We start from the raw sequence: 13630 nt of genomic DNA on the forward strand, positions 1-13630 counted from the left end.
GATCTCAGGGCTGATGTCCGCGAACGCCAAGGATGGCCGAAGCAATCTGCTCCAATGGCAACTCGCGCTCGACCGCTCCCAGCTTGAAGGCCTCCCGTGGCATTCCATACACCACACAAGAGTCTTCATCCTGCCCCAGGGTCCTGGCGCCGGCATCGCGCATTTCCTTGAGGCCACGAGCACCATCATCTCCCATGCCCGTCATGATGATTCCAAGGGCATTGCTGCCGGCGCTACGAGCGACCGAACGGAACAGGACATCCACCGAGGGTCGATGCCGACTGACCGCAGGCCCCTGCACGATATCCACCTGATACTGGGCACCGCTGCGCTTGACCAGCATATGGGTGCCACCCGGTGCGATCAGCGCACGCCCGGGGATGATTCGATCGCCCTGTACAGCCTCCCGGACCTCGATCTCGCAAACGTGATTGAGGCGCTCGGCGAATGCGGCGGTAAATTTCTCTGGCATGTGCTGCACCACGACAATGCCCGGACATACCCGCGGCAACCCTTGGAGTACCTGTTCCAGAGCCTGCGTGCCCCCGGTGGAAGTGCCAATGGCAACGATGCTTTCAGTCGTGCGGGCCATGGCCACCAACGAAGGGGGCAAGATCGAGTCGGCATTGAGCCGGGGCGGCACGTCAACAGGCACCCGGGCGCCCGCTACGCGCCGCATGTTGGCCTTTGCTGCGGCCCTGACGGCCTGGATCAGATCGTCTGCGCTTTCAGTCAGGAACTGTCGAAGGTTGGACTGCGGCTTGGTGACGATGCTGACGGCACCTGCCGCCAGTGCCTGCAAGGTGGTCTTGGCGCCCTTCTCGGTCAGCGTCGAACAGATCACCACCGGCGTAGGCTTTTGCGCCATCAGTTTTTTCAGGAAGGTAATGCCGTCCATCCGTGGCATCTCGACGTCCAGTACGATGACGTCAGGCCATTGCCTACTCATCTTCTCCATGGCATACACCGGGTCGACGGCAACGTCGATAACCTGGATACCGCTGGCCTGGTTCAGGGCCGCACTTAGCACCTGGCGCACCACCGCCGAATCATCAACGATCAACACCTTGATATCCGTCATCTGGCATTACTCTTGGGCGATTCGAATACTTTGCGCACGGAATCGGCATGATTGAGTTGAAGGCGTCCGGTGCCCACATCGAACACCAGGTGGCGATGCCCCCGGCCACCTACGTGATAAACCTGGCATTGCAACCCATGGGCCTGGATCAGGCTTCTGGCGGCATTGACGTTCTGTTGGCCAATCCCGATACCGTTGCACCGTTTGATCCCGGGAAACATGTCAGCCCCGCCAAAAAGGCTCACCTCGAACTGTTCGGGCCGAGCCCCCGCGCGATGAATGCACTCCAACAGCAGCGCCAACGCATCGGCTGCGTAACGACCGTTCAGGTTGCCCGCGCCTTGCGACCGTTGCCGCGGCAGCATGTAATGACACATGCCGCCGAACAAGCGTTGCGGATGCCAAAACACCAGTGCGACACAGGACCCCAGGACGGTACACAAGCGCATTTGGTGCCCTCCAAACACCACGTCTCCGGGTTGCAGGAAATATTCGATCACCCGAGCCATCTCAAGCGTCCGGTTTGCGGTAGATAGACGGTTTGACCAACTGCAATTCATCGCTGATGCCATTCAGGCTTTCTGAATGACTCACGATGAAGTAGCCGCCTGGCCGCAGGTGTTTGCTCAAGCGTCTCACCACCTCAGACTTGGTCTGGTTATCGAAATAGATCATCACATTGCGCAGGAAGATCACGTCGAACTGCCCCACCGAAGGCAGTGCATTATTCAAGTTGATCGAAGTGAACGTGATACGTGACGCCAACGCGCGATCAACCATGAAAACCCCGTTGTTGCTGCCCACGCCCCTCAGGCAGTACCTGTTCAGCAGCGCCTCGGGAATGCCGCGGATACCGTCCAGTGGGTAGCGTCCGCCCTGGGCTTTTTCCAGCACCCGGCTGCTGATATCGGAAGCGAGGATCTCCCATGGCCGGGTGCCCAGGCTGTCGGCCAGCACCATGGCCAGGGTGTAGGGTTCTTCTCCCGTGGAACAGGCCCCACTCCAGATGCGCACCGGGCCATTGCCACGCAGCTCGGGGAGAATCACATGGCGCAGAAACTCAAAATGCCTGGGTTCGCGGAAAAAGTAGGTTTCGTTGGTGGTCAGCAAGTCCACCGCCATTTGCAACTCGCTCCGATCCTTCATCAACAAGCGATAATAGCTGCCGTAGGTGGTCAAGTTGAAAAACTGCAAGCGCTTGGCCAGGCGGCCACTGACCAGCTGTTTCTTGGCAACGGATAAGCTGATCCCGGCGATTTCGTGAATCATTGCCCGAAACTGCTGGAACTCGTTGTCGGAGAGCACGACATTCATGGTCTCGGCCCGTCAGCGTTGACGTTCGAAGGGAGCAGCGCCGACCAGTCCTCGCTACTGAGCATGTGCTCGATGTCCAGCAACAAGACGAAACGATCACTGAGCTTGCCGACCCCCACCACAAATGCAGGGCTAAGGCGCCCCTGGAGTGCCGGAGCCGGTTCGATCTGCTCGGCCGGTATCTCCAGCACTTCGCTGACTGCGTCCACGATGATACCCACCAGGCCTGCGCCGCCGCTGCCGTGGACCTCCAGCATGACGATGCAGGTGTGTGGGTTTTCCAAAGTCTGGGCGCCGCCAAAACATAGCCCGAGGTCCAGCACGGGAATGGCCGCTCCGCGCAGATTGGTGATGCCGCGAACCTTCGGCGGCGCCATCGGCAACGGCGTAATCGGACCGTACTCGACAATTTCCCGTACACACAGGGTGCCTATCGCGAACATCTCCTGGCCTACGCTGAAGGTCAGGTACTGTGGCGCTGCCGTCCCTGGGGCCGGCAAGCGCGAGGCAGATATGGACATGGTTCATTCCTCGGGATCCACCGTAGACGGCAGCATCCATCTCAAGACAACGTAGGCATGCCTGAGCGCTACCACTCAGTGCAACTGGCTGGCGATCTCACTGACACACAGCACCTGGTCGATCTGAAGCACAGTCAGGAACGCACCCCGCACCTTGACCATCCCTCGAATGAAGTCTTCACGGATCCGGTTTCCGATCGCCGGAGCGGCCTTGATGTCGGCCAACTCGATTTCGATCACCTCGCTCACCGAGTCGACTACGATACCCAGCACTTGCGGCTCGCCTTCCTGAACCAGTTCCAGGATAACGATGCAGGTCCTGCTGCCTTGCTGCGTGGCGCCCCTGCTAAAGCGCGCCTGCAGATCGATCACCGGCACCACCGAACCGCGCAGATTGATCACTCCGCGGATAAAATCCGGCATCATCGGTACGCTTGTAACCTGGCCGTACTCGATGATTTCTCGCACGCACAAGGTATCGATCGCATAAAGCTCCCTGGCGGATACGAACGTCAGGAATTGCAGGAATTCGCTGTCACACGGACTCTGCGGTGCGCGCTCGAAATGGCTCAAGACTGCAGGTTCCATGGCTCAACTCCCGAAGCGAATGAAACCGCCTTCCTGGGCATGCTCACTGCTTTGCATGCCGCCCAGACTGGAAGATGCGGCCCGTGGTACGGCAGAAACCGCAACCCGACCATGCAGGGTGAAAAAGCCCATCAACTCTTGCAACTGCTCGGCCTGGCTACTCATTTCCTCGGCGGTAGCAGCCAACTCTTCGGACGCCGAGGCGTTTTGCTGAGTGATCTGGCTCATCTGCGACATGGCGGTATTGATCTGCTCCGAGCCGATGGACTGCTCTTCAGATGCAGCGGCAATCTCCTGGACCAAATCAGAGGTCTTGGTAATCGAGGGTACGATTTCATCAAGCAGGTTGCCGGCCCGCTCAGCCAGGGCAACACTGTTCTTGGCCACTTGGCCGATTTCCTGCGCCGCGACCTGGCTGCGTTCGGCGAGCTTGCGCACCTCAGCGGCGACGACTGCGAAACCTTTGCCGTGCTCACCGGCACGGGCAGCTTCGATGGCCGCGTTGAGCGCCAGCAGATTCGTCTGGTAGGCAATCGAGTCGACGATCCCTATTTTCTCGGCGATGGTTTTCATGGCCGAGACGGTGTCCTTGACGGCCTGTCCACCTTCACTCGCTTCCTTGCTCGCCTTGCCGGCCATGCCATCGGTCACTTTGGCATTCTCGGTGTTCTGGGAAATCGACGCCGACATCTGTTCCATCGACGCCGATGTCTCTTCAACCGACGCTGCCTGTACCGAAGCCGACTGGCTGATACTCTGGGCCGTGGCGGAAATTTCTTCCGAGGCACTGGACAGCGAATCGGCGGAACTGCGCACCTCGCCAATGATCTGCGAAAGCTTGCTCACCGTTTCGTTGACCGCATTCTTCAGGTCTTGCAGGCTGCCCTGGTAATCACCTTTGACGGTGCGGGTCAGGTCACCACTGGACAGGGCCACCATGACCGCCATCGCCTCGTTGAGAGGGGCAACGATAGAGTCCAGGGTGCTGTTGATCCCCGCCACGATGCGGCGGAAGTCACCTTGATGGCGGGTGCTGTCCGCACGGGTATCGAGCTTGCCGATCATGGCATTCTCGCTCAGCATCTGGGTGTCTTCGATCAGCGCCTGGACGTTGCTGCGCAACTGTTCGATGTTGTCGTTGATGAAAGCTTTTTTGCCGGGGAAACGGGCCAGGGGTGCCGACAGGTCACCTTCGCCGAAGGAACGTATGCAAGCCATGGCCTGTTTTTTCACGCTGATGTGGCCATTGACCATGTCGTTGATGCCCTGGGCAATCTGACGGTATGAGCCTTGGAATCGCTGTACGTCGATCTGCACATCAATGTCGCCTTTCTCGTGCTCGTCCGACATGTGACGCATCTCTTCGATCAACGCCGTAATGGTGCTGCGAAGATGCTCGATGGTGACGTTAATAAAGGCTTTCTTGCCGGGGAACGCTTGCAGGGATGCCTGCAGATCGCCTTCGCTGATTGACTTGATACAGGCCATGGCTTGCTTCTTGACGCTGATATGGCCACTGACCATATCGTTGATGCCTTGGGCCATCAGCCCATAGCTGCCAGCAAAACGTGCCGCATCGATCTGTACGTCGATGTCGCCTTTGTCATGCTCTGCGGACATGTGATTCATTTCGCCGATCAGTTGATTCAAGGTCCCGCCCAGCCGGTCCATGGAGCCCATCAGCCCGGTACGTTCAGGGCCATTGTTGCTGCCCTGTACATCCAGTTGCCCGGCCACCAACCGCTCGGCCAGCAGCCGAAGATCATCGGGCTCGCCACCCAATGTGTGGAGCAGCCGGCGTACCAGGAAGAAACCGATCAAGCAGATGACCAGCAAGGTGGCGCCGCCAACCAAGGCGATGCTGTAGATCGCCGTCTGTTCGGTCGATGCCGCGATCACCGCATTTTTACGCCCCAGGTCCAGGTTGTACTGACGGATATCGCTCAAGGCGGAAGTGACCTTTTCGCGCGTCACCTCCAGGTCGAGCAATAAACTACGGGCTTCAGGGGCGGCATTCTTGAAGGCGTTATCGAAACGTTCCATGCCTCGGTTGTATTCATTGACCGTGCTGCGCAAGGCGCTGAGCAGCGTCGCATCATGATCATCGGAGACGAACTCTTTCTGGTAGCGATCCAGCGCCTGGATCACCGTATCCTTGTCGCTTTGCAGGGGACTACCGGCCGGTCCGGACAGACTCTGCCATTGCCGGCTGCGGCTATCCGCCAGGGCCAGGGCCACTTGATCCAGCAACTGCAGGCTGGGCACTGTATTGACTTGTGCATAGCTGGCAGTGGTCCTGACCCCACCCATCAGATAAAGACTGAGACTGACCAGGATCAGGATGCCCAACACAGCTGAGGCGACCAGCAGCGAGATATTTTTTTTGACGGTCATGATGCTGTACTCCAGGGAGAACGATTAAGTCAATTCAGGGCTGAGGGTCGCACCGTGCTTCTGTCGGCTAGGGACCTGCCCGAGTAGTTTTGGAATATCCAGGATCAACGCTACTGCTCCGTTCCCCAGGATGGTGAAGCCGCCCAGTCCATGAGCTGTACCGAAAATCTTGCCCAACGGCTTGATCACTGTCTGGAACTCACCGAGCAATTGATCGACGACCAGGCCCACCCGCATCCCTGCGTAATGCACGACCACGATGTTTTCACGGCCATGGTTAGGCTCATCGATGGCGAACATCTCGCGCAGGCGCAGGACTGGGAGTACCGAGCCCCGCAGGTCCAGGAAGTCCTGATCGCTGCAGTCGTCGGTCGATAGCTCGATGCACTCCTCAACCACGTCCAGAGGCAAGACATAAGAGGCATTGCCCACCCCGATCAGAAAGCCATCGATGATGGCCAGGGTCAGCGGCAGGCGGATACGCACCGTGGTGCCCACCCCTTCCTCGCTTTCCAGGTTGACCGAGCCTCGCAGGGCGACGATGTTTCGTTTGACGACGTCCATTCCCACGCCGCGCCCGGACAGGTTGCTGACCTGATCGGCAGTGGAGAAGCCTGGCTCGAAAATCAGATTGAGAATGTCGCCGTCGGCCAGCTGTTGCCCTTCGGCAACCAGGCCGCGTTCAATCGCCTTGGCAAGGATGCGTTGCTTGTTCAGGCCACCCCCGTCGTCACTGACTTCAATGACGATGCTGTTGGCCTCGTGATAGGCATTGAGGCGAACGGTGCCCTGTTCAGGCTTGCCGCGCTCGCGGCGCAGTTGGGAGGGTTCGATGCCGTGGTCCATGGCGTTGCGCACCAGGTGGGTCAGGGGATCGCCGATGCGTTCGACCACGGTCTTGTCCAGCTCGGTCTCGGCGCCGAGCACCTGCAAGGCGATGTCCTTGCCCAGTTCCTTGGAGACATCGCGCACCACCCGCTGGAAGCGGTTGAATGTGCCGCCGATCTGCACCATTCGCAGGGTCAGGGCGCAGTCGCGCACCTCCTCTACAAGACGCGAGAGCGAGCTTGTCGCTTCAATCAGCTCGCTGATGCCGCTTTGGATCGCCCCCAGATTGGCACCAGCACCGGCGATGATCAGTTCGCCCACCAGGTTGATCAATTGATCCAGTTTTCCGGCGTCGACACGAATCAGATTACCTTCGGCCGGACGGGCCTCTTTTGCTCCCCGGTTCTTGGTGACATCATCGCGAGCCGCCTGGTCTGGTACCACGGCGGACACCGCGACAGTCGTCGATTCATCTGAAGACGGGCTCGCCTGCCAACCGTCACGTGGCACGGAACCACAGGCGATAAAGGCTTCGACCATGGCATCGGGCTCCGCATCGAGACGGCCGATCAACGCCCGGAAGCCTGCCAGGTCGCCGTTGCACGGCAACACGCAGATCTGGCTGCCCTCACGAACGAAGTCGAACGCACCTTCAATGGTGGCCTGCTCGGCATCACTGACAAACCCCAGCTCAAACCCCAGGTAACAGGTTTCCGGATCCATCGTCGAAATATCCGGCATGCCATCGGTGATGCACACGACCGTGCTGATCTGGCCGAAACTGTTGAGGTAACGCAGCAACGACAGCGGGTCCATACCGTTGCGCAGGACGTCGGGACACAGGCGCAGGGACAAGTGCCAGCGGGCGGCACAAGTCGATTGCAGCGGCTCGCTCATTGCCAGGGACGGCGCCGATTCGTGACGGTGCTCAAGGTAGCCGTTAAGACGCTCGACCAACGCCGCGCCCTGCCGCTCATGCTCTGCGGTCATGCCTTGCAGGTCACCGTGGCTGGCAAGCAATTCAATCAGCGTGCACAAGTGGTCCCGCACTTCCAGGAACAGGGCACTCAGCGATTCGTCGACCCGCAGTTCATGTCCACGGACCCGATCCAGCACGCTTTCTGCCACATGGGTAAAGGCAACGATCGGCGTGAAGCCAAACAGGCCGGCAGAACCTTTGATGGTATGGGCGACGCGAAACAAGGCGTTGATTGTGTCGACATCATCCGGCGCCTGTTCGATCTGCAGCAACGCCTCTTCCATCAGGAGCAGAAGCTCCTGGCTTTCGGCGATGAACGTTCGTAGCACGTCGTCCAGATTCATGGGCGAACTCATGGCTTCAACCTCTCTGCTGAAGGGACGGAGCCGACTGGTCGAAAAAGCTGTGCAACCCACTCATGTCCAGTGCATCAAGCACCGCCGTACTGGGGTTGCTCAGCAGCAGGTTGGAGCCATGGCGCAGCGACTCCTGTTTGATCAGCACCAACAGCTGGAGCCCGGCGGTATCCATTTCGTCCACGCCGCCCAGATCCATTTCGACTTCCTGAGCCAACGGAAACAGCTCCAGCAACAGGTCTTTGCGTTCAGCGGCGGTGTAAATGGTCAGTGGCCCTTCGAGAACCAGAATCCGACGCAGACAAGCCGTGGTATTTGTCATGACAACCTCCTTTCCAGGGACTCTGGGCGGCGCTACGGCATGATCAGTTTGGAGACGGCACCCAGCATCTGGGCCGGCTGGAAGGGCTTGACCATCCAGGCCTTGGCACCGACGGCCTGGCCCTGTTGCTTCATGGCCTCTCCGGTTTCGGTGGTCAGCATGATCACGGGCGTGAACTTGTAGGCCGGCAGTTGTTTAGCTGCCTTGATGAAGCTGAGGCCGTCCATGTTCGGCATGTTCACGTCACTTACAATCAAGTGGATCTTGCGTCCGTCGAGCTTGGTCAGGGCGTCACGACCGTCAACACCTTCGATGACCTCGTATCCGGCGCCCTTCAAGGTGATGCTCACCACTTGGCGAATGGAGGCAGAGTCATCGACAATCAGGATGGTTTTGCTCATGGGGAAACTCCCTAGAAAAAAGTGATCTCGGATGAAGTGCTGCTCACCACAGGCTTACCGTGATGGATCGCATGCTGTTCAGGCATGGTGTAGGTGCTCGCCAATTGCTCAAGCCAGGCATCCGCGATGATTGGGGCCGGTGTGCCGCCGGCGAGCGCGAATTGCTGGCGTTCGACGATATGCCCATGCAGCTTGCCAAGGTCGTTGTTGACCAGGGAAAGCATCTGGCCGACTCGATCCTGGAACTGCAGGGCGACCAGTACCCCCGATATCTCGGTGGCAACGTTTTCGCTCTGCTGCTGAAGACTGCTGCTGGTATCGACAATGGCCTGGGCGTTGTGCCGGAAGTGCTCGATCACCTGGAACACCAGTTGCTCCGAATGAGCCAGGGTTTGCGAATCCTGCTGCGCCTGGTGCTGAGACAGCTCGACGGTGCGAGAGATGGCAGCGTTGACGGCATTGACCGTTTCGCTGATTTTCTGCCCCGTCTCCCCGGATAGACTGGACAGCTTGCGCACTTCATCCGCCACTACCGCGAAGCCGCGTCCGGCATCCCCTGCCCGCGCCGCTTCAATCGCGGCGTTGAGTGCCAACAGATTGGTCTGCTGGGCAATATCACCGACGAACTTGGCCATCTCCTGCAATTGAGAGGTGAAGTCGGAAAGAAGCAATACCTCCTTGAGTTGCGACTCCTTGCGCAACAGCGCATCGCGAAGGGCAACCATGATCGAGTCCAGGTCCCGCTGGCCGACCTCAAGAATTTCCAGCAACCGTGTACCCGAGCTCTGGCTCGCCCCTTGGGAAGCAGAAGCACTGATGTCTCCCGACAGCGTCGCGAAGCGGTTACTCAGCTTGAGGATCGACTCCTCGCTGAGGATGCGCGCTGCATCGATCTGCTGGCTCCAGATCGGCAGTACCTGTGCGCATACCTCGCCCAATCCTTCATCCGGCGAAGCGGTCAGCGGAAGGTGAAGTGGCTGATCATCGCCTTGCTGTGCGTGCTGCCGACTGCTCAATAAACGCCGGCTCCACACACCCATCAGCAACGCGCCAAGCAAGACCAGCGCGCAACTGGCTGCACTGCGCAGACTGAAGTCCGTGCTGACCAGAATCGCGACACAACCGAAAACTCCCGTCAGTCCCGCGGGCAGCATCAAGATCAGGGGGGAGGAAATTACCTGTCCTTTCACCTTCATCTCTCCAGTTCAGTGCGGATCCGACGGGACCCCGCGCAAGACATCCACGATTGGGATGCCCGGTTTTTGTTGGCCTGGAGAAATAATGGCCAAGTGATGGCCGTGAAACTATCGGAGCATCCTGATTTACACCTAAGGATTGCGGTTGGTGCGGTAGGAGAATTCCTACCCGACAGTGACAGGCCCCCAAAACGACAGCAAAAAAAACCAGCGACAGGCGCTGGTAAAAAAACTCGAACTCGCAGGCGTCATCCGAATCGCGACTCGCTGCCCTGCCCCGTGCCCACCCAGAGCGCTTCAAGGCTCTTGAAGCCCCAGGTCCTCTCCGACTCAATGCTGACGATGCTGTCCTGCCCACAGGCCAGATCAATAGATTCGGGAGGCAGCGGCGTACGACTCGCCGCCGAGTAGAAAACCTTCACCCTGGGCGTGAGCAAATAATCGGCGTGTTGCTCCATTACCACCGCCAACCTGCCACTTTGAAGGCGTACCAAAGCACCAACCGGATAGATACCAATGCATTTGACGAAGGCGTGAAACACTTTCTGATCGAAATGCCCGTTCCATCCCGCCATTTTACGAATCGATTCAGCGGGGCCCCAGCGATCCCGATAAGGACGGTCAGACGTCACGGCGTCATACACATCACAGACAGCGGCCATGCGCGCGAATAGACTGATCTGGGTGCCACATAACTTATGGGGATAGCCACTGCCGTCGACCTTCTCATGGTGATGCAGGCAAACGTCCTGCACCCGGGAAGTGAAATGTCTGCTGTCCGCCAGCAGCCTGGCACCCGCCTCGGGATGTGTGCGCATCGTCATGTGTTCGGTGTCATTCAAGGGCAATGGTTTCGCCAGGATGGCGGTGGGTATCACCATCTTGCCCACGTCATGCAGCAAGCCCGCCAGCCCGGCTTCTTGTACCAGTTGCGGCGGTAAATCCAGCTGACGTGCCAAACCAATCATCAACCCACAGACCGCTACGGAATGCATGTAGGTATATTCATCGGCAGTCTTGAGACGCACCAGGCTGAGCAGTGCATCAGGATGACGTAACAGCGAGTCGGAGATTTCACCAACCATGTCCGTGACTTGATTCAGTTGAACGATCCGTCCCATGCGCAAGTCGCCGAACATCTCCATGACCGCCGCCTTGGAACTGGAGCAAAGGTTGACCGCCCTCAACAACTCTTCGCTCATTGCCACCCTCGGACGCGGCCTGGGTACTTCGGTGCATGATCGGGTCGACAAGCGTGGGGGCTGCTGAGCCTGCACAGTGTTTTCATCAGGCGCAGAGGCTTGCACGTCCGCCCCCTTGGACAGGTCGATCCACGCACCAACAATGTCCGAGGCAAGGACTTTCTCCAGCACCTCCTCATTCTGAATCAGGAAGCTTTTGTTCCAGAATGGACGCTCTACACAGGAACCGGAGAGTTCCTGGACATACATTCCTACGCAAAGATCGGTTACACCGATATGCCTCAACACGACACAGATCCTCCTCTGTCCGCAACCGCTTCCTGAATTGCCCGAAGCGCGATTGTCTTGGATACGCACCAGGATGCCACCCTAGCGCTTGAATAATAGCCAGGTGCCATCAACTATATAATCGGAGCAATCTTATTTAGGGCTAGGAAATACAGAGGGTCGTGTAGGGATTTTCCTACTTTGCAAGCTCTCAATTCGCTTCATTTTCCGTGTTTAGGGCAGTTGGGAGCGCCTAGACAAACACCTGATGCTCAGCTCACCTGGTCACTGCCAACCGCAAACGCGACGAAGCGCATGCCCGCTTGGCGCGCCCTAAAGGCTTCGGGGGCTGCCGTCCTGGGTTTTGATGGCCTGTGCACTTGTCGGCTTGGCCGTGCATCTGTTGCGCTAGAGCACGGGAGACTGACTGACTATCTCTGGCAGGCACTGGACCTGCCAGACCACCCGCCTAAGGATTTTCTGGGCGAATCACATAACTGGCCTCCGCACATGTGAGGAGGCCAGTTCGTACCGACACCCAGCCTGACGCTGGGCTTTTTATCTTTAGTGGCAGTGGTAATCGTTGGTCTTGTGGTTGCGGTGACAACCTTTTGCATCAGTGCCACCACTATGGGCGAAGGCAGTGACAGAAATGCAGCTACTTCATTCCTCTGTCGAGTGTTCGACGAAAGGTTCGTTTAGCTACTTCTTGAGCCACCAGGGCCTCTGGTTTAGGATGGCCTCATATCCTCCCTAGGAGGATATTGCGTTCCTTGAGAACGAACACTTTTCTCAAGCGTAACTCGACAATCAAGTGATCACACGCCCTCCCCTGTGAGATGCCCCATGCTGAAAATACTCGCCAATCGAACCTACCGGCATCTGTTCCTGGCTCAAATCATTGCGTTGGTAGGTACGGGGCTTGCCACCGTTGCATTGGGGCTGCTGGCCTTCGACCTTGCGGGAGCCCAAGCGGGTGCAGTCCTCGGCACAGCGTTGGCGATCAAGATGACAGCCTATATTGGCGTTGCACCGATTGCTGCGGCTTTTGCAGAACGCCTGCCACGCAAGGCAATGCTGGTCTCGCTGGACTTGGTACGTGCTTTGGTCGCCCTTGCCCTGCCGTTTGTGACGGAGATCTGGCAGGTCTATGTGCTGATTTTCATCCTGCAATCGGCCTCGGCCGCGTTCACTCCAACCTTTCAAGCGACCATTCCCGACATCCTGCCCGATGAGGACGAATACACCCGGGCCTTGTCTTTGTCGCGACTGGCCTATGACCTCGAAAGTGTTGCCAGCCCTATGCTCGCCGCTGCATTGCTGACCGTGATCAGTTTCCATAATCTGTTCGCCGGCACCGTTATCGGTTTCCTCGCTTCGGCGGCCCTGGTCGCGACAGTATCGCTACCGAAAGCGAAGCCAACACCCAAACGCAGCATCTACGAACGAACCACCCGCGGCATGCGCATCTTCCTGGCGACGCCTCGCTTGCGCGGACTGTTGGCGTTGAACCTGACGGTAGCGGCCGCCAGCGCCATGGTCATCGTCAATACGGTGGTGCTGGTCCAATCGCGTTTCGCGTTGCCTCAAACTTCCACGGCACTGGCGCTGGCCGCGTTCGGTGGCGGCTCCATGATCGCTGCCTTGGTGTTGCCTCGGTTGTTGAAAGATATCAAGGACCGAACAGCCATGCTGTTCGGCGGTGGGATACTGGTTATCGGTCTGGCCATGGGCATCAACCTGACCACCTACAATTTCCTGCTGCCGCTTTGGATGGTGCTGGGGGTAGGCTATTCGCTGGCACAGACCCCGAGTGGCCGGCTGCTGCGTCGCTCGGCACATACTGAAGACCGCCCTGCGCTCTTTGCTGCCCAGTTCGCGTTGTCCCATGCCTGTTGGTTGATTACCTATCCATTGGCAGGGTGGCTGGGCGCCGACGTCAGCTTGACGGCTGCATTTTTCGGGCTAGCCCTGGTGGCCGGTGGCGCATTGTTAGTCAGCGTGGTGATCTGGCGTCCTGTCCATGATCAGGACTCGATCAAACACACTCACGAAAACCTTGCGCAGGATCACTCCCACTTGGGCGGTGAGGGTATTGAGCACGAACACCCATACGTGATTGATGATCAGCATCGCCGGTGGCCAAATAACTGATCATGAGTTCAACGATCTTCAGAAACT

11 protein-coding genes and 3 pseudogenes are annotated in these 13630 nt (G+C 58.4%); 1 reads left to right on the forward strand and 13 read right to left on the reverse strand.

The features are described from left to right. Positions 1-4 precede the first annotated feature (4 nt). The 13 genes and pseudogenes from AB4O22_RS14335 to AB4O22_RS14395 form a co-directional block, all read right to left on the reverse strand. Positions 5-1081, reverse strand: a complete 1077-nt coding sequence (locus AB4O22_RS14335) for a protein-glutamate methylesterase/protein-glutamine glutaminase (protein WP_367859558.1) — start codon at positions 1079-1081, stop codon at positions 5-7. Beyond that, positions 1078-1530: a chemotaxis protein CheD gene (locus AB4O22_RS14340; protein ID WP_460096563.1), complete on the reverse strand. Its 453-nt coding sequence runs from the start codon at positions 1528-1530 to the stop codon at positions 1078-1080. Before AB4O22_RS14340 ends, AB4O22_RS14335 begins: the two co-directional genes overlap by 4 nt. A 61-nt stretch (positions 1531-1591) precedes the next feature. Continuing rightward, a complete protein-coding gene (locus tag AB4O22_RS14345) occupies positions 1592-2395 on the reverse strand; it encodes a CheR family methyltransferase (RefSeq protein ID WP_367859556.1) in 804 nt (267 codons plus the stop codon). Further along, a complete protein-coding gene (locus AB4O22_RS14350) occupies positions 2392-2916 on the reverse strand; it encodes a chemotaxis protein CheW (protein WP_013692991.1) in 525 nt (174 codons plus the stop codon). The genes AB4O22_RS14345 and AB4O22_RS14350 overlap by 4 nt, the downstream gene beginning before the upstream one ends. A 75-nt stretch (positions 2917-2991) precedes the next feature. Then, positions 2992-3504, reverse strand: a complete 513-nt coding sequence (locus AB4O22_RS14355; RefSeq protein ID WP_013692990.1) for a chemotaxis protein CheW — start codon at positions 3502-3504, stop codon at positions 2992-2994. A gap of 3 nt (positions 3505-3507) precedes the next feature. Continuing rightward, a pseudogene (locus AB4O22_RS14360) lies at positions 3508-4860 on the reverse strand (methyl-accepting chemotaxis protein); the annotation flags it as partial. Between the two features lie 33 nt (positions 4861-4893). Then, positions 4894-5898 (reverse strand): annotated as a pseudogene (locus AB4O22_RS14365) (methyl-accepting chemotaxis protein); the annotation flags it as partial. 24 nt (positions 5899-5922) lie between these two features. Next, a complete protein-coding gene (locus AB4O22_RS14370) occupies positions 5923-8049 on the reverse strand; it encodes a chemotaxis protein CheA (RefSeq protein ID WP_223471278.1) in 2127 nt (708 codons plus the stop codon). Between the two features lie 16 nt (positions 8050-8065). Next, on the reverse strand, positions 8066-8383 hold the full coding sequence (locus AB4O22_RS14375; protein ID WP_013692987.1) for an STAS domain-containing protein: 318 nt from the start codon (positions 8381-8383) through the stop codon (positions 8066-8068). Positions 8384-8415: 32 nt separating this feature from the next. Then, entirely contained in the window at positions 8416-8784 is a 369-nt protein-coding gene (locus AB4O22_RS14380; protein ID WP_013692986.1) for a response regulator, read from the reverse strand. An 11-nt stretch (positions 8785-8795) separates the two neighbouring features. Beyond that, a pseudogene (locus AB4O22_RS14385) lies at positions 8796-9398 on the reverse strand (methyl-accepting chemotaxis protein); the annotation flags it as partial. A gap of 830 nt (positions 9399-10228) precedes the next feature. Then, on the reverse strand, positions 10229-11470 hold the full coding sequence (locus AB4O22_RS14390; RefSeq protein WP_223471279.1) for an HD-GYP domain-containing protein: 1242 nt from the start codon (positions 11468-11470) through the stop codon (positions 10229-10231). Between the two features lie 543 nt (positions 11471-12013). Then, on the reverse strand, positions 12014-12103 hold the full coding sequence (locus tag AB4O22_RS14395; protein ID WP_100264172.1) for a YHYH domain-containing protein: 90 nt from the start codon (positions 12101-12103) through the stop codon (positions 12014-12016). 192 nt (positions 12104-12295) lie between these two features. Here AB4O22_RS14395 and AB4O22_RS14400 point away from each other — a divergent pair, with 192 nt between their 5' ends. After that, the gene (locus AB4O22_RS14400; protein WP_013692982.1) at positions 12296-13603 is read left to right on the forward strand and encodes an MFS transporter; all 1308 of its coding nucleotides are present in this window, start codon (positions 12296-12298) and stop codon (positions 13601-13603) included. Positions 13604-13630: the final 27 nt, after the last annotated feature.

Source organism: Pseudomonas sp. S3_B11, assembly GCF_054667715.1.

What these genes read in the sequence shown, in the direction of transcription:
- AB4O22_RS14350 (WP_013692991.1), bottom strand. Translation starts at nt 2,916, where the DNA reads ATGTCCATATCTGCCTCGCGCTTGCCGGCCCCAGGGACGGCAGCGCCA.
- AB4O22_RS14375 (WP_013692987.1), bottom strand. Translation starts at nt 8,383, where the DNA reads ATGACAAATACCACGGCTTGTCTGCGTCGGATTCTGGTTCTCGAAGGG.
- AB4O22_RS14380 (WP_013692986.1), bottom strand. Translation starts at nt 8,784, where the DNA reads ATGAGCAAAACCATCCTGATTGTCGATGACTCTGCCTCCATTCGCCAA.
- AB4O22_RS14335 (WP_367859558.1), bottom strand. Translation starts at nt 1,081, where the DNA reads ATGACGGATATCAAGGTGTTGATCGTTGATGATTCGGCGGTGGTGCGC.
- AB4O22_RS14400 (WP_013692982.1), top strand. Translation starts at nt 12,296, where the DNA reads ATGCTGAAAATACTCGCCAATCGAACCTACCGGCATCTGTTCCTGGCT.
- AB4O22_RS14340 (WP_460096563.1), bottom strand. Translation starts at nt 1,530, where the DNA reads ATGCGCTTGTGTACCGTCCTGGGGTCCTGTGTCGCACTGGTGTTTTGG.
- AB4O22_RS14355 (WP_013692990.1), bottom strand. Translation starts at nt 3,504, where the DNA reads ATGGAACCTGCAGTCTTGAGCCATTTCGAGCGCGCACCGCAGAGTCCG.
- AB4O22_RS14345 (WP_367859556.1), bottom strand. Translation starts at nt 2,395, where the DNA reads ATGAATGTCGTGCTCTCCGACAACGAGTTCCAGCAGTTTCGGGCAATG.
- AB4O22_RS14370 (WP_223471278.1), bottom strand. Translation starts at nt 8,049, where the DNA reads ATGAATCTGGACGACGTGCTACGAACGTTCATCGCCGAAAGCCAGGAG.